28 protein-coding genes and 2 tRNA genes are annotated in these 17669 nt (G+C 61.9%); 5 read left to right on the top strand and 25 right to left on the bottom strand.

Annotated elements, in window-relative coordinates; all coding sequences use genetic code 11:
- Nucleotides 1-243: 243 nt before the first annotated feature.
- The 22 genes from V5F49_RS18225 to V5F49_RS18120 form a co-directional block, all read right to left on the bottom strand.
- A complete protein-coding gene (locus V5F49_RS18225) occupies nucleotides 244-1005 on the bottom strand; it encodes a phage head morphogenesis protein (RefSeq protein ID WP_394118288.1) in 762 nt (253 codons plus the stop codon).
- Nucleotides 1002-2402, bottom strand: a complete 1401-nt coding sequence (locus V5F49_RS18220) for a DUF1073 domain-containing protein (protein WP_394118287.1) — start codon at nucleotides 2400-2402, stop codon at nucleotides 1002-1004. The genes V5F49_RS18225 and V5F49_RS18220 overlap by 4 nt, the downstream gene beginning before the upstream one ends.
- 41 nt (nucleotides 2403-2443) lie before the next feature.
- Complete coding sequence (locus V5F49_RS18215) at nucleotides 2444-3739, bottom strand: phage terminase large subunit (RefSeq protein WP_394118286.1); 1296 nt, start codon at nucleotides 3737-3739, stop codon at nucleotides 2444-2446.
- On the bottom strand, nucleotides 3726-3914 hold the full coding sequence (locus V5F49_RS18210) for a hypothetical protein (protein ID WP_394118285.1): 189 nt from the start codon (nucleotides 3912-3914) through the stop codon (nucleotides 3726-3728). Before V5F49_RS18210 ends, V5F49_RS18215 begins: the two co-directional genes overlap by 14 nt.
- Nucleotides 3915-4023: 109 nt before the next feature.
- Nucleotides 4024-4242, bottom strand: coding sequence for a hypothetical protein (locus V5F49_RS18205; RefSeq protein WP_394118284.1), 219 nt, complete (start codon nucleotides 4240-4242; stop codon nucleotides 4024-4026).
- 939 nt (nucleotides 4243-5181) lie between these two features.
- Nucleotides 5182-5257: transfer RNA gene (locus V5F49_RS18200), tRNA-Ile, on the bottom strand.
- Nucleotides 5258-5264: 7 nt separating this feature from the next.
- Nucleotides 5265-5349, bottom strand: a tRNA-Leu gene (locus V5F49_RS18195).
- Between the two features lie 44 nt (nucleotides 5350-5393).
- Complete coding sequence (locus tag V5F49_RS18190) at nucleotides 5394-5966, bottom strand: hypothetical protein (RefSeq protein WP_394118283.1); 573 nt, start codon at nucleotides 5964-5966, stop codon at nucleotides 5394-5396.
- A gap of 358 nt (nucleotides 5967-6324) precedes the next feature.
- Nucleotides 6325-6603: a hypothetical protein gene (locus tag V5F49_RS18185; protein WP_394118282.1), complete on the bottom strand. Its 279-nt coding sequence runs from the start codon at nucleotides 6601-6603 to the stop codon at nucleotides 6325-6327.
- A 13-nt stretch (nucleotides 6604-6616) separates the two neighbouring features.
- Nucleotides 6617-7132: a single-stranded DNA-binding protein gene (ssb, locus tag V5F49_RS18180; RefSeq protein WP_394118281.1), complete on the bottom strand. Its 516-nt coding sequence runs from the start codon at nucleotides 7130-7132 to the stop codon at nucleotides 6617-6619.
- A 3-nt stretch (nucleotides 7133-7135) separates the two neighbouring features.
- Complete coding sequence (locus V5F49_RS18175) at nucleotides 7136-7528, bottom strand: hypothetical protein (protein WP_394118280.1); 393 nt, start codon at nucleotides 7526-7528, stop codon at nucleotides 7136-7138.
- Nucleotides 7529-7673: 145 nt separating this feature from the next.
- Nucleotides 7674-8492, bottom strand: a complete 819-nt coding sequence (locus tag V5F49_RS18170) for an LvrA C-terminal domain-related protein (RefSeq protein WP_394118279.1) — start codon at nucleotides 8490-8492, stop codon at nucleotides 7674-7676.
- The gene (locus V5F49_RS18165) at nucleotides 8492-9838 is read right to left on the bottom strand and encodes a DUF4942 domain-containing protein (protein WP_394118278.1); all 1347 of its coding nucleotides are present in this window, start codon (nucleotides 9836-9838) and stop codon (nucleotides 8492-8494) included. Before V5F49_RS18165 ends, V5F49_RS18170 begins: the two co-directional genes overlap by 1 nt.
- Nucleotides 9835-10020 (bottom strand): hypothetical protein, encoded by a 186-nt coding sequence (locus tag V5F49_RS18160; RefSeq protein ID WP_394118277.1) that lies wholly within the window; start codon nucleotides 10018-10020, stop codon nucleotides 9835-9837. Before V5F49_RS18160 ends, V5F49_RS18165 begins: the two co-directional genes overlap by 4 nt.
- Before the next feature lie 100 nt (nucleotides 10021-10120).
- Complete coding sequence (locus V5F49_RS18155; protein WP_509210712.1) at nucleotides 10121-10432, bottom strand: HNH endonuclease; 312 nt, start codon at nucleotides 10430-10432, stop codon at nucleotides 10121-10123.
- A gap of 203 nt (nucleotides 10433-10635) precedes the next feature.
- A complete protein-coding gene (locus V5F49_RS18150; protein WP_394118275.1) occupies nucleotides 10636-11220 on the bottom strand; it encodes a helix-turn-helix domain-containing protein in 585 nt (194 codons plus the stop codon).
- Nucleotides 11217-11603 (bottom strand): hypothetical protein, encoded by a 387-nt coding sequence (locus tag V5F49_RS18145; RefSeq protein ID WP_394118274.1) that lies wholly within the window; start codon nucleotides 11601-11603, stop codon nucleotides 11217-11219. Before V5F49_RS18145 ends, V5F49_RS18150 begins: the two co-directional genes overlap by 4 nt.
- Nucleotides 11600-11797, bottom strand: coding sequence for a hypothetical protein (locus V5F49_RS18140; RefSeq protein WP_394118273.1), 198 nt, complete (start codon nucleotides 11795-11797; stop codon nucleotides 11600-11602). The genes V5F49_RS18145 and V5F49_RS18140 overlap by 4 nt, the downstream gene beginning before the upstream one ends.
- The gene (locus V5F49_RS18135; RefSeq protein WP_394118272.1) at nucleotides 11794-12210 is read right to left on the bottom strand and encodes a RusA family crossover junction endodeoxyribonuclease; all 417 of its coding nucleotides are present in this window, start codon (nucleotides 12208-12210) and stop codon (nucleotides 11794-11796) included. Before V5F49_RS18135 ends, V5F49_RS18140 begins: the two co-directional genes overlap by 4 nt.
- Before the next feature lie 10 nt (nucleotides 12211-12220).
- The gene (locus tag V5F49_RS18130; protein ID WP_394118271.1) at nucleotides 12221-12511 is read right to left on the bottom strand and encodes a DUF2312 domain-containing protein; all 291 of its coding nucleotides are present in this window, start codon (nucleotides 12509-12511) and stop codon (nucleotides 12221-12223) included.
- Between the two features lie 26 nt (nucleotides 12512-12537).
- A complete protein-coding gene (locus V5F49_RS18125; protein WP_394118270.1) occupies nucleotides 12538-13173 on the bottom strand; it encodes a GIY-YIG nuclease family protein in 636 nt (211 codons plus the stop codon).
- Nucleotides 13174-13224: 51 nt separating this feature from the next.
- On the bottom strand, nucleotides 13225-13545 hold the full coding sequence (locus V5F49_RS18120) for a major capsid protein (protein WP_394118269.1): 321 nt from the start codon (nucleotides 13543-13545) through the stop codon (nucleotides 13225-13227).
- A gap of 77 nt (nucleotides 13546-13622) precedes the next feature.
- Between V5F49_RS18120 and V5F49_RS18115 the strand changes: the two genes are divergently transcribed.
- On the top strand, nucleotides 13623-14108 hold the full coding sequence (locus tag V5F49_RS18115; RefSeq protein ID WP_394118268.1) for a hypothetical protein: 486 nt from the start codon (nucleotides 13623-13625) through the stop codon (nucleotides 14106-14108).
- Between the two features lie 6 nt (nucleotides 14109-14114).
- Nucleotides 14115-14324: a hypothetical protein gene (locus tag V5F49_RS18110; RefSeq protein WP_394118267.1), complete on the top strand. Its 210-nt coding sequence runs from the start codon at nucleotides 14115-14117 to the stop codon at nucleotides 14322-14324.
- A gap of 5 nt (nucleotides 14325-14329) precedes the next feature.
- Here the strand turns inward: V5F49_RS18110 and V5F49_RS18105 are convergent, their stop codons facing one another.
- Genes V5F49_RS18105 through V5F49_RS18095 form a run of 3 tightly spaced genes read right to left on the bottom strand, consistent with a single transcriptional unit; the run spans nucleotide 14330 to nucleotide 15812 of the window.
- Nucleotides 14330-14509, bottom strand: coding sequence for a hypothetical protein (locus V5F49_RS18105; protein ID WP_394118266.1), 180 nt, complete (start codon nucleotides 14507-14509; stop codon nucleotides 14330-14332).
- Nucleotides 14509-15567 (bottom strand): DNA cytosine methyltransferase, encoded by a 1059-nt coding sequence (locus V5F49_RS18100; protein WP_394118265.1) that lies wholly within the window; start codon nucleotides 15565-15567, stop codon nucleotides 14509-14511. The genes V5F49_RS18105 and V5F49_RS18100 overlap by 1 nt, the downstream gene beginning before the upstream one ends.
- On the bottom strand, nucleotides 15567-15812 hold the full coding sequence (locus V5F49_RS18095; RefSeq protein ID WP_394118264.1) for a helix-turn-helix domain-containing protein: 246 nt from the start codon (nucleotides 15810-15812) through the stop codon (nucleotides 15567-15569). The genes V5F49_RS18100 and V5F49_RS18095 overlap by 1 nt, the downstream gene beginning before the upstream one ends.
- 126 nt (nucleotides 15813-15938) lie before the next feature.
- Between V5F49_RS18095 and V5F49_RS18090 the strand changes: the two genes are divergently transcribed.
- The 3 genes from V5F49_RS18090 to V5F49_RS18080 all read left to right on the top strand — a co-directional run bounded on the left by V5F49_RS18090 (nucleotide 15939) and on the right by V5F49_RS18080 (nucleotide 17597).
- On the top strand, nucleotides 15939-16493 hold the full coding sequence (locus tag V5F49_RS18090; RefSeq protein ID WP_509210711.1) for a helix-turn-helix domain-containing protein: 555 nt from the start codon (nucleotides 15939-15941) through the stop codon (nucleotides 16491-16493).
- A gap of 11 nt (nucleotides 16494-16504) precedes the next feature.
- The gene (locus V5F49_RS18085; RefSeq protein WP_394118262.1) at nucleotides 16505-16870 is read left to right on the top strand and encodes a hypothetical protein; all 366 of its coding nucleotides are present in this window, start codon (nucleotides 16505-16507) and stop codon (nucleotides 16868-16870) included.
- Nucleotides 16871-17351: 481 nt separating this feature from the next.
- Entirely contained in the window at nucleotides 17352-17597 is a 246-nt protein-coding gene (locus V5F49_RS18080; protein WP_394118261.1) for a hypothetical protein, read from the top strand.
- Nucleotides 17598-17669: the final 72 nt, after the last annotated feature.

The raw sequence follows: 17669 nt of genomic DNA, 5'->3' as shown, positions 1-17669 counted from the left end.
CCGCGAAGTGCAGCGCACAAGACCTCCCTATGGACCCCGCATTCACAGACGCAGGGGGCCACGCGCCGGGGCTTTCCTGAAGTTGGAACAGACCGTGATGGGCCAACTACAGTCCACCGCCCGAACCTATCGCCAACCTGGATATCGCCATGTAAGATGTGCGCAGCCATTTCGATCCTCATATGATCGGTTGGTTAGAGCCGCCGCAGGTGTTACCAGCACCTCGGCGGCTCGCTTATTCTATCAGCTATTGTCCAACGCTACATCGCAAAAGCATCGACAGTTGGGCAGTTGCCCCGCATGGCCCGTCATCCCGTCCAGTGTCGGCGGGTCGTTCCAAGCGATGAACTTGCCGTTCATCTTCCGGTGGGACTCTCGCACATCGGAATCCCCTGCCGTGCGCCACCAATAGCCGGGCGACCCCACATGCTCGGCACGGGCGCGGGTTAGCTCAGTCGCTGTCCGGCTCGTCTCGGTTCGGGCAATCAGGATGGCGCGGGATTCCGTCACCTCTCCCGTGCGCATGATCTCCTTGGCAAGCTCAGCCGGGCGCGTCCCCTGAACTATCGCCTCATTGGCAAGAGACCGAACCCGCTGTGCCGCCTCACGGGGGAGAGAGGTGATGAGCCTCACCTGATCTGCAAGGCGCTCGCGCATGATAGTCCCGGTCGGTGCCGTCGCGATCTCCTTGCGCAGCGCCCGGCCCATCTTGCGGGACACATCGAACCACGTCGCCTCATCGCGGGCGGCCACCTCAGCGATCATGCGGGAGGCAACAGCCTTGGACCACGGCTCAATCACGTCAGCATAGCGGTTCAGCGCCGCGTCGATTGCCGTCGCCACCTCAGGGGTGACAGACCCATCAGGGCTGATCGATGCCACGATATCGCCGATGTGTCGGGCAACCCGACGCAGGGATGCCGTGTACTGGCGCTCGACCTTCCGAGAAGATTTGTAAGCGCGCCTCGGGCTCTCCTTGTCGAAGAGCTTCAGAACAGCGCTCATACGGGGCGCGGCTCCGGCTCGACCGGAGGGGCGTATTTCTGCTCTTCCGGAGCGGGGATCTCAGGCACCGGGGGCGGCTCATTCACGGCCGCCTCGATCTCCTCATCCGTCACGTTGGACCACACACCGGTCACGTCCGAGGACTGGCGGAGTTCCTTCAGCGCAGCCGGGCGGCTCACAAGGCCGCTGCCCTCCGCCGTCACAACGGCATTCGTGATGTTCGCGGCGATGGTGGCCTTGTCCGCTTCCGACATGCGCCAGAGCGGGTTGAACGTGAACGACAGATCGTCGGGCGGGTCGCCCCCCACATCCGAGCGGTAGACGACCTGAACCAGCTTCTCCACCCCCGCGCGCAGCTTGGCTTCCTGCTGCTGTGCGATCAGGTCATAATAGGTCCGAATGTCGCTTTCGCCTGTTGCGTTCAGGCCAGCCGGGGACTGCCCGAACAGACGCACCAGCGGGATTTGCAAGGCGCCAGAAAGCTGCTGCGAAAACTGCAACAGAACATCCGACAGGCCAGAGAACGTGTAGGTGTGCGTATTGAAGTCGTCTTCGGCGTCAATGAGGGTAAGGCCCTCGCTCGACTGAAAACGCCGGATCATCTCCATTTGTTTCAGAAGAGCGTCTTCCACCGCCCCGCCCGAGGCAAGGATGCGGCGCAGGTCTTTCACCTTCATCGTCCGGAGGTGAGCCTTGAAGACGAGCTGCGCCGCGCCCTGCGTCGTGCTATCGAAGGCGAGCAGCCTGTCGTAAAGGCGCTCCACAACGGACAGGCCCCACCCCTGTTCTGAAAGCCTTTGCCAGTACGGGAGGGAGATGCCCTCCGCCCGAATGATCCGGCTATGGTGGATCGACTGACGACCAAGCGCCGGAGCGTCTACCGTGACCGTGTATCGGCTGGGCTGGCCAAGCTCAGGCCCCAACTCCTGCACCGGGTTCCCATAGTCCGGCATGACGCACCAGCGATCCAAGGGGTAGAGGCCCTTGAACTGCCCCCGGCCGATGGTCTCGACCCGAAGCGGCGTGTCGAGCTTCTGCCCCTCGATCATGATGACCGCGAGCGCCCCACCATAGAGGCGGGACCACTTGATGGTGTCGTTAAGCGCCTGCCACACCTTGTGGCGCTCAAAGCCAGCCTGCACCGTGTCGATATCATCGGGGGCGATATCCGATGTGATATCGATACCCTCGCGGGTCATGTCCTCGGCGACGCAATCGACTGCCTGCCCGACAATCCATGACCCCCGGTACATGAACTCAAGCTGCTGGCGGGACCGCGTGACCGGGTTGAACCCATAAGCCGCGCCGGACGACTGGTTATCCGTCCCAATCCCGAGGCGCGCCTCTACATTCTGATAGCTGTCAAGCTTCGGCGCTTTCGGGGCGGCATCCTGCATGGGCGACCCCGCCCGCATCTGTGCCCTGCGCGCCTTGCGATTCATCCGAAAGCCTTGATCCATTGTCCGGGGTCAAACCCGTCCGGGTCGAGCATCAGCTCAGTCAACGCCCATACCAGCGCGTCGCCGCGATCCGGGGATCGGCTACCGACGTATCCGGATGTCGAGAAATTCGTGAGCTGGTCTTCCATCTCCGGGAACCGCCCCGCATGGCAGACCCTGCCTTGTTCATAGAGCGCCGCGACAGGCTCCGCCCGGACATGCTTGCCACGCGATGCAGTGATGACCTGCACAGGGATGTTCTTGTCCGCCGTCAGGATCACGAACTCAACCATCGCCCCGCCATAGTTCCGCTCGGCGATGACCTTGTCCGCACCCCACTTCCGGAACAGTCTCGCGACCAATCCACCCCAGCCGGAAGGTCCATCCCGGACAGTCGCATCCTCAAGCACAACAGCCGTGCCATCGTCCAACTTGCCGGCGACGACGACGCCGATTTCATCAGACCGCTCGTCTTCCTTCGCCGAGGCCCCCGATGGGTCAACCGCGATGACGATGCGGCCCAAGCGGGCGTCGCCCGGCTGGATCGGCTCCATGCGGCAACGCTCAATCAGGTCAAGCGTCCACAGCGCCCCGTCAATCTCGGCGACGTAGCGGCCCTCAAGGAACCGGCGACGCTGCTTTTCAGGCAACGCCTCAAGGCTCTTCAGGAACTCTTCAGACAGGTTCGCGGCGTTGTCCCCCGGATTGAGGAACATGTGCTCGAACTCTTCAGGGCTAGACAGCGGCGCCCCACTGATCGGGTCGCGCCCTTCGATGAACTCACGGTACGTCCAGTGCCCCGTCCCGGACGGGTTCAGATCATAGAAGGCCCGTTGCTTCAACCCCGGCACCACCTGCGCCAAGCGGGTGCGGGCCACCAGGATCGAGCTATACGGGATCTGCGAGCACTCGTTGAAATACAAACTGCAATATTCTTGACCGAGGATCTTCTCAACGCGCTCCTTGTCGTCGAGACCACCAAGCCAGATCTGCGAGCCGTTCGGAAGCTCAAAGAACCCGTCCTGCCTGTGCTCCACCAGCTTCAGGCCAGGGAAGCAGGACCGCACCACCTTTGGCAACGTGTCCAACGCAATCGAGGACCGCACCGCGTTCGCCCGAAACCTCAGGACCGCGTGCCGGCTCCCCGCCCCCCTCAGAGCCCGCGTCACAACAGACCGGGTGATGAGGAAGGTCTTCCCAGACCGCGCCCCGCCAGCCAACAGCGTATGCCTCTGCGGCCCGCCCATCAGCCGCAGGCCATCCATCTGGCGCGGCGTCAGGTCAAACGGCTTCATCCTCGGCGTAGATGACGAGTTTGAGAGGCCCATCATCCGAACCCGTCACCTGTAGGGGCAGCACCTTCCCAAGCAAGGTCGAGAACGCCTTCACGTCCTCTTTCGCCACGCGGCGCAGATAGCCGACCAGGCCGGAAGCCCCAAGCCCGTCCTCTCCGACCTGCTCAGCGGCCAAGAGGATGGCCTCCTTGAGCGCAGTCGTCGTTTTGTTTGGGGTGCCTTTCTTTCGTCCAGTCTTGGACCTATCAAGGCCTACCTTAGGCGCCTCAGTCATCACCCTTTACCTAATGAGTCATCTCGAACCGGCCCACCTCTACAGTGGACAGGCGGCCATCAGACCACTCGACCATCACGACAACCGCATCATCTGCGCTGTCTACGTCTTCACCGTCTGCGTCGAACCATTCGGTGATCTTGCCGGGGACCCCATCGGAGCGGAGCATTACGCCCTCGCTCATGCTCGCCCAGATGATGTCGAGATGGGCGCCTTCAGATTCAGGCATTGAAGAGCTTGTGGTAGGCCAGCCAACAGAAGCCGGAGAGAATAGCGACAAGGCCAATCCACGGGAGGATGCAGAGCATTACTCGGATTTCCTGAACCGGCCGCGCTCGTCACGGGGCTGGGGGGGCTTGATACCCCAAGATGCAGCCGCAGCACCGCAGGCGTACCCGATCAGGAACACGCAGAGGATGCAGATGGCTGCTTGTAGATCGGTCACCGGGCACCAGCCGCACGAAGCATCTTGTGGGCGAGGGCGATGATGGAGGACCAGAACATGTTCTTCATGGCTGTCACTTCCTCATGTCCTTCGCCTCGGCGAGGCGCCAATGCATCTTGCTGGCCGGGCGCTACACCGGGGCAGGGCTGGCCGACATCGAAGGCCACATGGCGGGTTCACTTCCCGCACCACAGCAAGATCAGAAGACCGCGCCGTACCGAAGCAGAGGACGCGGCCATACTGAATGGAGCGGAGAGCGGGGATCGAACCCGCCTTGGAGGCTTGGAAGGCCCTTAGGTCGCCGAGACCACCCCCGCGAAGTTGGAGCGCTAGACTGGATTTACACCAGCCAGAGAGGTTCACCCTGATCCGTTGCAGACCGGTGTCAGGCTCCCACCCTTCTAGGGTCGCGCATAGCGCCGGAGATCATCCCGGCGGCCGTGGCGGACCACGGGCTTCAAGCCCGACTAGCGGGTGACATGCTTTCGAGAGCCTCGGCGGACCCGGCCGGGATACCCAAACCATCGGCGAGGCGCAGGCTTACGCGCCCCATTAACCGCCTATCCATGGCAGCGCAGAGCATGGACCGCCCTGTTATGCTGCCCTTCCCTCGAAATGCTTCGGCGCTGCCCGTCAGCCTGGTTTCCCTCGGCTGCTCCATGGCCTTTCGGCTTTAGGCGTCCACCCGGCAGCGCCAAACTCATGTGCGCCGTAGCGCAGAACTGGTTGCAGGGGTCGGGATCGAACCGACGCATAATCCGGTTATGAGCCGGAGGCCTTACCACTTGGCTACCCTGCGTCCAACTTGGTGCCCGAGGCAGGACACGATCCTGCACTCCCGAAGGAAGCCGGTTTTGAGGCGGCCGCGTCTTCCAATTCCGCCACTCGGGCTAAACTCTTAGCCGGCGCTATGCGCCCAGCATCTATTTCGGAACTTACACGCGGGGCCGACCTTCGTCAACAGGCTCAGCCGGAATTTTGAAGAAATCCGCCAGCGCATCCAAGCCGAGCCGCAGGTTATCCACATCCACAACGCTCAGATCCTCTACGCATACCTGTCGCACCAAGATCTGAGCCCGCCTGCCCGCGTCCGACAAGGCCGTCATCATCTTCATGTATTCCTCCGTCCGGCGCCGCACCCGATCTGCGTCAATCTCCGCCTGAATAGACAGGCCCCGCACAGCGCCATAATCCATGCTGGCAGGGAACGGAGACGGGAGGCCCATCATCCGTTGCCAGTCTCCCACAATGCTGGCAAAGTCGAATCCGGCGCGATGCTGGCGGGCTGTGACGCGGCCCTTGAGGAACATCCTGCCCAGCTCGTAGCCCGCCTCGTTGCGCTTGGCGTTGTCCACCCCCACAACCCGTGCCCGGTGCGCGATTGCCGTGGCCATGGCCTGAACCTCCGTTTCCCCGCGCGGCTGGCGGGCGCTGGGCTTGATCTTCCCGCAGGGGTAGCGGGGGACGGTGAGATTGGACGGGCGGCCCTTGCGCTTGCGGTTCCTCATTCATCTGCCCCTGTGATGGTGTGGGTGCTCCCGAGGGTGTCGCGGTCCTCGGGCGTTAGGCGTTACGACCTGTGATCGACAGTTACGCTGATCGTCGCGTCGTGGTCCGTTTCGATTAGATCCAAAATCCTCTCACCCCACCGGGAAGCTTCCCGAGCCTTCGCGCAATCAGCAGCCCATCGGCCGGCCGAACAGCAAAGCACAACACCGAAGAGCGACATCCAATACGCCCCGATTGCGCCGCAGATGTACGCCCACTGGACGCCAGCCACGCACATGATGGCCGGTCCCCAACCATCACCATCCATCGCATAAGCCCATAGCGCGCTGAGCTTTTCTCGAAACGATGAGAGAAGAGTCATGCCACCTCTCCCTCTTCACCAGCCGCCACACGACGGCGCCATTCGTCCGTGATCTTGCCCTTCGCTTCTGCCCTCCACCTGTCTCGGGAGGCAGTCATGCAGGACAGAGCGTTCTGTAGCTCCTGGTTCTGCTTGCGGAGACCATCAGCTTCGGCCGCTGGCACATAGGCGTGCCCCTTGATCGTCCATCGTCCGGCCGGCATCTCGCCGCGCGCGATTGCTGCGGCCTCGTGAGCGGCTTCCATGATCTTGCTCTGTTCGGTGGCGTCGGTCATGCCATGTCCTCGGTCAGAAGGGGATCGAATCTGAAAGGTCGTCATCCAGCGGCGGGCTCGCCCTCGTACCCGCCCGCCCCTGATCGCCTGCGGAAGCCCGTGACGGGCGTTCTGCGCCTCCGCCATACGACCCCGCAAAACCCCCATCATCGCCCGCCTGTGACGCTCCCTCACGATCTGACGGGCCGTCGAGCAAGGTCAACTCCCCGCGATAGGGGCGCAGCACGATCTCCGTCGTGAACGCCTCCCGGCCGTCCTTCTCGTACTTCCGCGTCTCCAACTGGCCTTCGATGTAGACTTTCGATCCCTTCTTGAGGAACCGTTCGGCTACACCCACAAGGTTCTCATTGAAGATTACCACGCGGTTCCACTCTGTGCGCTCCCGCCGATCACCTGTACCCTTGTCTTTCCACACCTCTGATGTGGCGACGGACAGATTACAAACCCGGCCGCCGTTCTGGAACGACTTGATCTCGGGATCACGACCGAGATTGCCGATCAGGATCACCTTGCAGACACTACCGGCCATGACTCACTCTCCCTTGACGTTGAAATAGTACGGCGCAGAATGGTCCACGCCTGACGGATTTCCGGGATGACGGCGGCGGACGCGCTCGCCCTCCTTGGGCGCGAACATCTCGACCAACGCAGCCATCGATCTCAGCGATACCCTCGGCTCCAGCGGGGCGATCTCAGCCACCTTCGGCCCGGCGACCTGGGCAGCGCGCACCTCTCGCGCCCGCCACTCGTAGTACCGAAGCCGGCCCGTCTCCCGATCCAGCCACTCCCGCACCTCCTGCACCGTGGGCGGGAACTTCACCTCGGACGGCAACCCGACCATCGGATCGATACACAGGCGGCACAGCGTCCGAGGGAAATGCTGGAACACGGTCGCCAGAGAAGCCGCGAACGTCTCCGCATCCACGAAGTCCCTCGCCCGGTACTGCCCCATCAGCCCACGAGCAAACTCCACCGATTGCGTAGGCGTCGCCAAGCGGTCACGAGCGACCGCTCGAACGACCTCAATGGCGTGCTCCAGGCTTTCCGCCGGGAAGCAGGCCGCAGCGTCCTCATGTGGGCCGCCAACCCTCAGTGCCGCCAGCGTCTTCCATGCGTCGCGCATGGTCGGCGAGCCGGTCGAAGGCTGCGGCAAGGTCGTGCTGGGCAGGCTGTCCGGCGCTTCGGTGCAGTGCTGGGGTGCTCGGTTCATCGTCCCACCGTCCTTGGTTCAGCCACGTTGCGGGGTTGCACCACTGGCGGTCAGGCGGTTTGCTGGCGATGTAGGCGTCCAGCCCGGACATGAGCTTGTCGAAGCTCACCCGGCGGGATTTGCGGATGCGGTCCAGCTTGGCGAGGGCATCGCTCTTGCCGACACGATGCGGATAGACCGACCAGAACCGCTCCCGGTAGTCCTTCGGCCATCCGTCATCGGCTGGCATCGCGAACGCGCTCGCGTCAGATGCGTCAGCATCTGAGTTCCTAGGTACTAGGTCCATGGTCCTAGGTCCTAGGTCAGGCGCGAGGCTTCGCGAGGGCTCGCGAGGTTTCGCGAATTCCTCTGAAAACGGAGGGAGGCGAGAGGCCGATTTGTGGTCAACCTTTTGATGTTTCGACCAATTCGGAATATCGAGGTATGTTGTGCCTTCAACCTCATATCGGCGAATGCATCCCTCGCGCTCCAACTCTTCCAGCCACCCATCAATGAGCATCGGGGCATCATCATCATAGGGGAAAAGAAGGCTCGCGAGCATTCGCGAGGCCGCGCGAGACCGCCCGTCATCATCCGCAAGGGTCCATAGCTCGATGAAAAGCAGCCGCGCGTCGCGAGACAGCTTTCCGATGGTTTCCGATTGAGGGAATTCGGGCTTAATGGTGCGGATGCGGGCCATTATTCGCCATTCCTGATCGTCAGCACGGTCGTATTGATGTTCGTACCGCTCTCGGAGAACGAGCCCACCGGAAGGTCGCACCAAGAGCCATCAAGCAGCCCGTGGTCGTAGCGGGCGGTTGCCGGCAGGATGGCCGTCAGATGGCCGCCCGGGCGCAGGAATCGGGCCGCGTGCTCGACGTGCTTGGCGTAGTGCCGCCCATAGAAGGGTGGGTTCATCACCACGTGGTCGAAGTCGGCGGTTGGCTCGGTCTCCAGGAAATTGGCCGTCAGGACGCTGTGCCCCCGCGCCCGGCATTGCGCTGCCCGGCCGGGATCAACCTCGATCCCGAACACCCGCGCGCCGCGGGCGCGTAGCGCATCCATGAACCGGCCGCATCCACAGGACGGCTCCAGCACGCGGGCGCCGGCGTCGATGCGCAGGTCTTGCAGCACCATGTCCACCACACGCGCCGGCGTCGGGTAATACTGCAGGTCCTTGGCCACTGCGGTGCCAGCGCGCGGGGCCGCCGGCCGCGCCTCCGCCGCATCCGGCAGTACGTCGCCGTAGAACTCCGCCAGCGCGCGGTTCACGTCGCGCAGGGCCTCGGGGCCGAAGAACAGGTGGCCGCGACCGTTCTTGAAGCGCTTCAGCCAGATGCCGCGACCGACGACGTCGATGGTCTTGTTGTCGTACCGACCATTGAAGGGGCTGGGGAATGTCCCACCGGAATTCAGGGCGTCGCCGTCCTTTTCCAGCAATGCCAGTTCCGGCCAGGTGAGGAGCGGCTTGCCCTGATAGGCCGCCAGCGCGTTGACGATGTCGCGTGTCCGCTCCATCCCGTAGCACGACGAATAGCTGTTGAAGCCGTGCAAGATGACCCGCTTCGGCAGGCCCTTGACCCCGATCTTCACCTTCTCGTGGGACTTGAACGCAGGGTCCAGGTCCGCAAACTGCTCGGCGAGCCCACGCAGGATCGAGCCCCATGGGTCCATGATGTAGGTGCCGAACCGCTCCCGGATGTTCTCGACGGTGAACGGCGGCGGGTCCGCGAACATCTGCTCGATGCGCTTCTTCTCCGCGGCGGAGGCGAAATTCTCCAGCGCGTAGAGCTGATAGGTGTGCCGCCATGCCGAACTCAGCAGGGCCGCCAACATGTCGCGTTCGCCCAGCCGGCCGGTTTCGAGCGTGCGGTTGCCCCACGTCCCGCCGATTGACGACGCCATTTTCACCGCATCCCGCGCCGCCTCGAACTCAGCCAGCGCCGCCGGCACGCCGGCCACCTTCATCTCGTATTCGGCCACGAGGTCTGAGGGCTTGCGCCGGCCGGTGGTGACTTCACCGCCGGTAAGGATGTGCATCGTCATCCAGCAACCCTCCCCCGCTCTCGCATCACCCGCGCCCCGTCAAAGAGACGATTGGCCCCGCGACGCACCTTGGCCTCGTCGTATTGCGCTGATGACTTCGTGGCCCTCTGGTTTAGAGCTAGGTCAAGCACACGGAGGATCGCGGCAGCTTCTGCTTCCATCTCGTCGGGCTTGTAGGTCATTGCCCGCCTCCAATGATTTTCAGCAGGCTTTGCACTTCCCGTTCGATCTCTGGGTCGTCCTCACGCAAGTTGGTGATCTTGCGCTCCGCGTGGCGCACACTCATGCCGACCTCCCAAATTCGCCGAAATACTCCCGGCATGCCATGGCATATTTGGCATGCGCTTCTTCTGCCGTATGGAAATATCCAAGGAACACGACACGCCCGTTAGCTTTAATCTGAGAACGCCACTTCTTCCCTCGGCGGCACTCGTGATAAAATGCCCCCTTCAATCCTGACCTGTTGTTTGCCTGTACCCGTTTGTTCATTTTTTGTTGTGTAGAGGTGGCAAGGCGCAGGTTAGAAATGCGATTGTTCGATGGGTCGCCATCGATATGATCTACCTCTAGGCCGGTAGGTATGCCGCCAAACATGTAGACCCACGCCAGCCGGTGCGCCCCAATTTGGGGATATCCCCTAGCTTTGATAAAAATGTACCCCGAAGATCGTCGCGTTCCCGCTTCCTCCCCGAGAAGAGGCCTGCACGCGCGGGGCTCTTTGCGCCAACGAAATACGCCAATGTCAGGGTCGTATACCAACCACTCCCGGAGGAGTTCCTGAGGGGGTATATTGTTCATCACGCCGCGCCCCCGAAAATCGCGATCAACGCCTTGATTTCATCGGCGGCATCGTCTCCCTCCTCAATGAGGCGGGAAACCTTTTTCACTGCATGGTGGATCGTTGAATGGTCGCGCCCGCCAAAGCGTCGACCGATCTCCGGCAAAGAACGTGAGGTGAGGGTCTTTGCCAGATACATCGCAATGTGCCGCGCCCGCACCACAGGGGCGGTGCGGCGGGGCGAAATCAGTTCAACGGCAGGCACTCGATAAAACGCGCAGACTGCCTTGATGATCTCGGCGACCGTGACACGCGGGTTTAGCCCCTCGTGAAGCAGGACCAGATACAGCCTGTATGCGTCGACATGCGCATCCAACTGCCGCCCGATCTTAACGCGAATGGGGTCTTTCTGCTTGGCCTCGCCGATCTTCAACTCTCTGAATTTAGAGAGAATAAAGTCGCCGAAATGTGCCGAGTAATCTTCAATCCCAATCGACGCGACCGGGGGGACGCGCCCCCTCATCAGCCGCTCGCGACGGAGCTTCGCAGCGTTGTTCTGGCGACGAAGCTCTTCCGCGTTGATCAAAGCATGCGCGGACATCATGGGACCATATATCCAGTAGAGGAGTAGAGTGGAGCCGGCTGGCTGCGGAGCGGGACCATGCGGGATGGAATTGTCACCTTGCGCAGCGGCGTCTCACGATCATGGTGGTGCTCACGCATGGCCGCGCAAAACGCTTCATCCGCAGTGACATTACAGATGACGCGCTCCCGAGCCGGGTCTTCAGGCTCCGCCGCAACAGCCTTCTCCATCGCGTTCTTGACCCGCCGAAACAGCCGGAGGTAGGACCGCCGATCTCGGATGGAATGAGCCGACCGCTTCACGCCAAGCTCGGAAAAACGCTCAGCGATTTCCAGGTCGGTAAGACCCTCATCGAACGCTTCGATAATCATCGCATCGTCCGTGGTGCTATACATGCGGCTCATGACCTCTTCCCCTCCTTGATCTGCCGTTCCCGCCAGCGAGTGATGATGTGGTGGCACCACGCCTCGCTAAAGCCGACCACGCGACTGATCTCTTCCGTGTCCATGGCGTTCTCCGTCCACAACCGGATCACGTCGTCCTTGACGCGCTCTAGACTTTCCGCAGTTAAGGGCTGGCGGATGTCGATGCTGTTCATTCGACCCCGACCTCCTTCACTGTGATGATCAACGCCGGCTTCTCGTGGTAGACTTTCCGGACGGCAGCCTCGACAATCTGCCGATCATCGTTGAACACCACATGATTAAGTGCGTCCCAGGTCTTTACGATGTTATCGATGTCCGGCTTTGTCGTCGGGCGCACTTCTCCGCTCAGTGCAGATTGGCGCTTCTTCTGTGACCACGACGCCGGTACAGGCACCCGCGCCTCGATATTCACGACCACGGGGCCTTCAATCGGCCGGCGCGCCCCCATCGCATCCATCGCCGCGATGCGCAGCGCAGCCTCGTAGTGCTGGGTCTTCGCATCCATGTAGGAACGGCCATTGCCAAAGCGAGGACGCCCTTTGCCGCGGGGCTCGCCCGCGAGAATGATGGTGATGGGAGCGCTCATGCCGGGGGCCTCAGAAGATCATCCCGAGGGCCTGCATGTAGATATCGACGATGGCCTCATGCTCCTTGAGGTCGTCGGCATCCGCTTTGCGCCGCTTGAGGATCTCCTTCAGCGCGGCCACGTCGAAGCCGTTGGCCTTGGCTTCCGAGAACACATCCTTGATGTCCTCGGCGATTGCCTTCTTCTCTTCCTCCAGACGTTCCACCCTCTCAACAAAGGACTTCAACTGCTCCTTCGCAAAGCCGGCCGGGGCGTCGGAAACCTGATCGGGAGCGGACTCGTAGTGGGTGTCGGCGAACATGGTCGTCTCCTGTTGAAAATAAACAGTCAGGCGTCGCGCTCTGTGACTAAAAGCCCTCCTGGCGCCTGATGGCCGGAGCTAATCGTGGGCGCCTTAAGACGCTGTTGGTCGGAAAGCTTGGACTGCTCAATAGCAAAACGAGCGTCGTATACGTCCTTGATAAGGATGTACTCTGCGGCGGTAATGGCCTTCGCCTCTAGCCCCCAAATACCTCGCATGCGGCGAAGGCCCAACCCGGTGCGAGATGCAGCCCGCTCCAGAATGTCATAAACCTTGTCTCCCGCGCGAAGAGGCTCCGCGATGCGGCCAATGTAGAATTTCGCCCGGTGTTTCACCTCCTCATCAGTCGGGAGGCGGGGGGCGAGTTCAATTTCTTCAGCGCGAAATGTTTCGGGGACAACAAGGTTCCCCTCTCGCTTCACCCGCTCAATGAAGTCCATAAGCTCGGGGTCTGGCCGGAACCACTCTCCCGATACGCGAAGATTGGAAAACTTGCGGTGACACCATGCTTCTGCGTCTGGCGTCGAAAGGAACGAAGCCAATAGCGTTACGCCTCCGGGAACGGCATAGAATAGCTGGCCCATGCGTTTCGCCACATCGGTGCTGAAGCCAATCTTGATGTCTCCGGTGGACATGGCCGCGAAATAGACTTCACCCTTCATCAGTCATTCCTCCCCATCCACTCGGAAAACGATATCCAGCGATCTCCGCACCTATTGGCCCGGCGCCGCACAAGCTGTCGCCATTTCGATGGCAAGCTGTTCCTCAAGGCGCGCAAGACGCTGCCGCAGCTCAGCGATTTCCACATTGATGGCCTCTTGTTCTTTTGCCTGAAGGAGCCGCCGCACGCGGTCCATTTCATCCGCGCGAACCCGCGCGCGCCCATACCAGCACTCATAGGCGCGGCTATACGACAGGCCAGCACGGCGGGCGGCCCGGCCGATCAGACCCTTGATGCTCTCGCCCGCGCTCACCGGCTCGGCGAGGCGCCGAAGTCCAGTGCTCATCTCGGCAGAGACAGTCAGCGTCGTCATTTCGCGCTCACATGATTTATGTGACATCTCACAACGGCTCCCGAGTACCTTGCGGATGTCGAGAGGGAGTTATGAGAATGCTGGCTCGCGCGGAAATCCTGGCAGATCACGCCGCGCTGGCTCGTGGTGGAGCGACCGGCATTGGCGTGCCGGACGTGGAGACGTGGACCCCAATTGGCGCCTTGGCGGGCGCAATCGTTGATCGACTGAGGATGCGAATGCAGAACAATCGCGCGCTGGTGGCCTTCCTCGCTGGGATGGCAATGGGAGACGCCTACCGGGAGCTGCTGCGTATCGCGGCAGTGGATCGGCCAGGGCTGAAAGACATGGCGCAGGAAATCGAAGAGGACGCGTTGGCGCGTGTCGCTTCGTTCGCTGCCCTGCCGCTGGAAGGCGCGGCGGAAATCGATGGCATCATGGATAGCGTGCGGGAACTCGCCCGTGCGCACTGGCAAGGCTCGGCGCGCACTGTCGCCCCTCGCGCGGTCGAGCCCAGTCCCGGCGGCGCGCTCAACGTGCCTCAGTCGCGCCGCCGGGGCCGTCCACCCATGGCTGCGGAGTGATCCATCATGCCGACCATCGGAGAGACGCATTTCTTCGCAACCGTCCTCGCGGCAATTGCGCGGGATCGAAAGGACAGGGGTGAGCCCATCCTGCAATTCGTCGAGGCCGAAGCCGGATACCTGCGCGAGTGCTGGCCCGGCACAGCAGACGCCATGCGCACCGCGTGCAATGACGCGCGCCGCATGCGTGGACGGGTGAGGGATGCCGCCGAATAGAAGGGTCATGATCCCTCCCATCCGTCTAGGATGGACAGGCGCGGGAGCGTGATGCGCACACGGATGCGCGAGCCCTGCCCATCCTTGATGTCGGTCGGGATGGAGACGGACATCGTGTCCGGACGGAACTCACGGGCCGGCTTGGGCGCGGTCTTCCGAGGCGCGATGGTGCAGGCGTCATCCATCACGCCACCTCTTCCGGGATGGGAGAGGACTCACAGTCAAGGAATGCAGCTATGACTTCTGCAGCGACTTGCGGGACGATCGCGTTCCCGTACCCGCGCAAGCGTCCCACGCGGCCGGGTAGCCCATCAGCCAGCGGGAATGTGCCGGGTTCAACTGGCCGCCACTTTCCATCCCGGCAGAACAGCCAGTCAGCATCTGACCAGAGGCCGTTCGTCGGGCTGGTCCCGCCAACTGCACCGCATCGTCCAAGTTCCGCTTGCCCTGCGCGAAGCGCTTCATGGCAGTCTGAGGTGTTGCTGTTCTCCCGTTCGTGTCGCCGTCCCTCGCTTGACAGGTCGGCCACCCAGCCAAGTTCGCCTGTCGCGGAAGCTGATCGAAGCGCTCTTTCCCCGTGTCCGGGCGCGGAGCCAGATCGGTCCCCGTGTCCTTCCAATCGCGAGCTGAGGCCGTGGACCAGCCTGCCAGAGGCGCGGTTTCCGATAGTCCCATCGCACCGGGTCGTGGGCTCACATTGCCCTGCTTCAAGGCGTCGGTTGCTGTGCACGTCGGCCAGCCGTTTTCCGACCCACCACTGCCGCTGTCGGATATGGGGCGCGCCGATGCCCGCAGCGCAGAGATCAGCCGCCCCGCAGGCGTAGCCCGATCCTTCCAGGTCAGCTTGTACAAGGTCGAGCCAGCCAAGGCCGTCCTTGCTCGCAACTTGCTCGCCAAAGACGACTGGAGGGCTGCACTCGCGGATGAGATGGAACCAAGACGGCCATAGGTGCCGCTCGTCAGCAAACCCGCCTCCTTTGCCTGCCGTGCTGAAAGGTTGGCAGGGGCAGGAGCCGGTCCAGACGGGGCGGTCATCGGGCCAGCCGGCAAGGCGCAAGGCGAATGACCATCCGCCAATGCCGGCGAAGAAGTGACACTGGGTGTAGCCGGCGACGTCAGAAGGTCGAACATCGACAATTGAACGTTCATCAACGTCACCGTCTGCGATATGCCCAGCCGAGATGAGATTTCGGAGCCATTGAGCCGCGAATGGATCGATTTCGTTGTAATAGGCTCGCCCCATCACGCGCATCCTCCCATATCGGGGGCGGGCGCTGCTTCCTGCTTGTGGTCGGGGGCGGGTTGGGGGAAGAAATCTTCGGCCGCGACCGCGCCATTGGTGGCAGCGGCAATGCGCGCCACGAGATCAATGCCCGGCTTGCGCTCGCCCCGGATCAGCCGCGTGATGGTGGAGACTGGGACGCCGATCTCGCCAGCGAGCCGGGATGCCGTCGTCTGCTTTTCGGTGATGTATTCGGCGAGCTTCATGCTCCTTATTTGCCATATGGCAAACGCTGCTGCAACACCTTTTTGCCAATAGGCTCTGGCCTGAAGTTTGCCGCATGGCAAAACAGAGGTATGAACGGCGACCTACTCCGATCCCTACGGACCGCTTTGAACCTGACGCTTGAGCAGGTTGCCGAGCGCGTCGATCTATCTGTTTCGCAGATCCAACGGTTTGAGACGGAGAATAGGGAACCCCGCCAGAGCGAGCTGCTCCGGCTCGCCAAGCTCTACAAGGTGCCGATTGAAACGCTCTTTGGAGAGGAGCCAGGCGGCGGGCTTGTGCGCCAAGTCCCGCGCCTATCTTGGGTGAGCGCCGGCGACTGGTGGCTTCCCGAACAGGTGGTGGAAGGCGACGACCTCCCCACTATGACCGTCTCAGGCCTGCCGGATGGCGACTGGGCTGCGCTTACGGTGGATGGGTCGTCAATGGATCGGATTTCCCCGCCCGGCTCCATCATCATCCTCAATCGTCGGGACAAGACGTTAGCGCCCAACGCCTGCTACGTCATCGCCGATGAGGAGGGCCGGGCCACCTACAAGCGGTATAGGCCCAGCCCGCCACGATTCGAACCCGTGACCTTCACCGAGGGGCACGAAACGATTTTCCCAAAGGGGCCGGTCAATGTGATCGGCCGTGTCCGCCGGTCCATCATTGATATGTGAGGGGGGCGCCCATGCGGCAAGACGACAGGCACAACGGCGCGATGCTACCGAACATCGCTCGTGAATTGGATCGCATCGCTCGCGACGTAGCCAACCTGACGGCATCCGTAAATCGCCTGTCCGGACGCATTACGCCTTTCGATGACGAAAGAACTCACACGCCCACCTATATCCCACTTAACGTACCGAGAAAGCCGCAGCCGGAGCCGACGATAAAAACTGTGCTTGAGGCGGTTCGGGCACTTTCAAGGCGCATGGACGCGCCCATAAGGGAACTTCAGTTTATTGCAGCCAGAATCGATCAGATATCGAATGATGCGTGGTCTCGGGATGATCTGAAGCAATATCTTGATCTAGATCGTCCTCGTAAGAAATAGGCTCCCACGACCAACGGGAGCCAGCTATTCGTTCGTATAGGTGCTTCATCATCCGCATCTGGATGAACAGGCAGATCGCGTTCCCGGCAAGCGCCGCACCTGCGACCGCAGCAATTCCCCACCACATAAGCCACCTCTGCATTATTTGAAACTGGCATACCGCGGCCGGGGTTGTGCGTGCCGCTACTTGGCTCCACCATCATTGATGGGCGGATCAAAAATACCCATGTCATCAATCCAGGCGCTCCGCTCACGAATGGCATGATCCGTCAAGCGCTGCCCAATCGAAGAGCGCCAGAACCACCGGCATAGAGCTTTCCACATCCTGCGTCTCCGGCCCGGCCCAGCGCCGGGCTTTTTCATGCGCCCACCTAGAGCCCGAGAACAAGATAGCAGGATTTTTTGCCAAACGGCAATTTCCTGTTGACGGCAGTTTTGCCAAATGGCAATGTCTCCCCATCAGAACGACGGGGACGACGACATGACCACCAAGACCCACACTTACAGCGACGGCAGCGTGATCGAGCAGGGCGCGGACAAGGGCAAAGGCTGGCTCGCCAAGCTGACGACCAAGGACGAGGCGCAAAAGCAGTCGAGCTGCGAGTTTAGCGAATACATCGTCAACATGCACTTCGAGATGTTCGAAATGCAGCACCCACCCCGCAAGCGCCAGATCATCGGCCGCAAGGCGATCCGGGTGGGTGCAGTAGATGGGAAGGGGTTCTAGGCGATGCCTGCCCAGACTTTTCCCAAATCCACCCCTCAGCGCCGCTGGGTTTGTCCGAAGTGCAGGGCCAGC

This window comes from Xanthobacter lutulentifluminis, from assembly GCF_043194675.2.
In the GTDB taxonomy this organism is placed as follows: Bacteria; Pseudomonadota; Alphaproteobacteria; order Rhizobiales; family Xanthobacteraceae; genus Xanthobacter.
The sequence above is the reverse complement of the archived record's forward strand: the minus strand, read 5'-3'. Positions and strand labels throughout refer to the sequence as shown.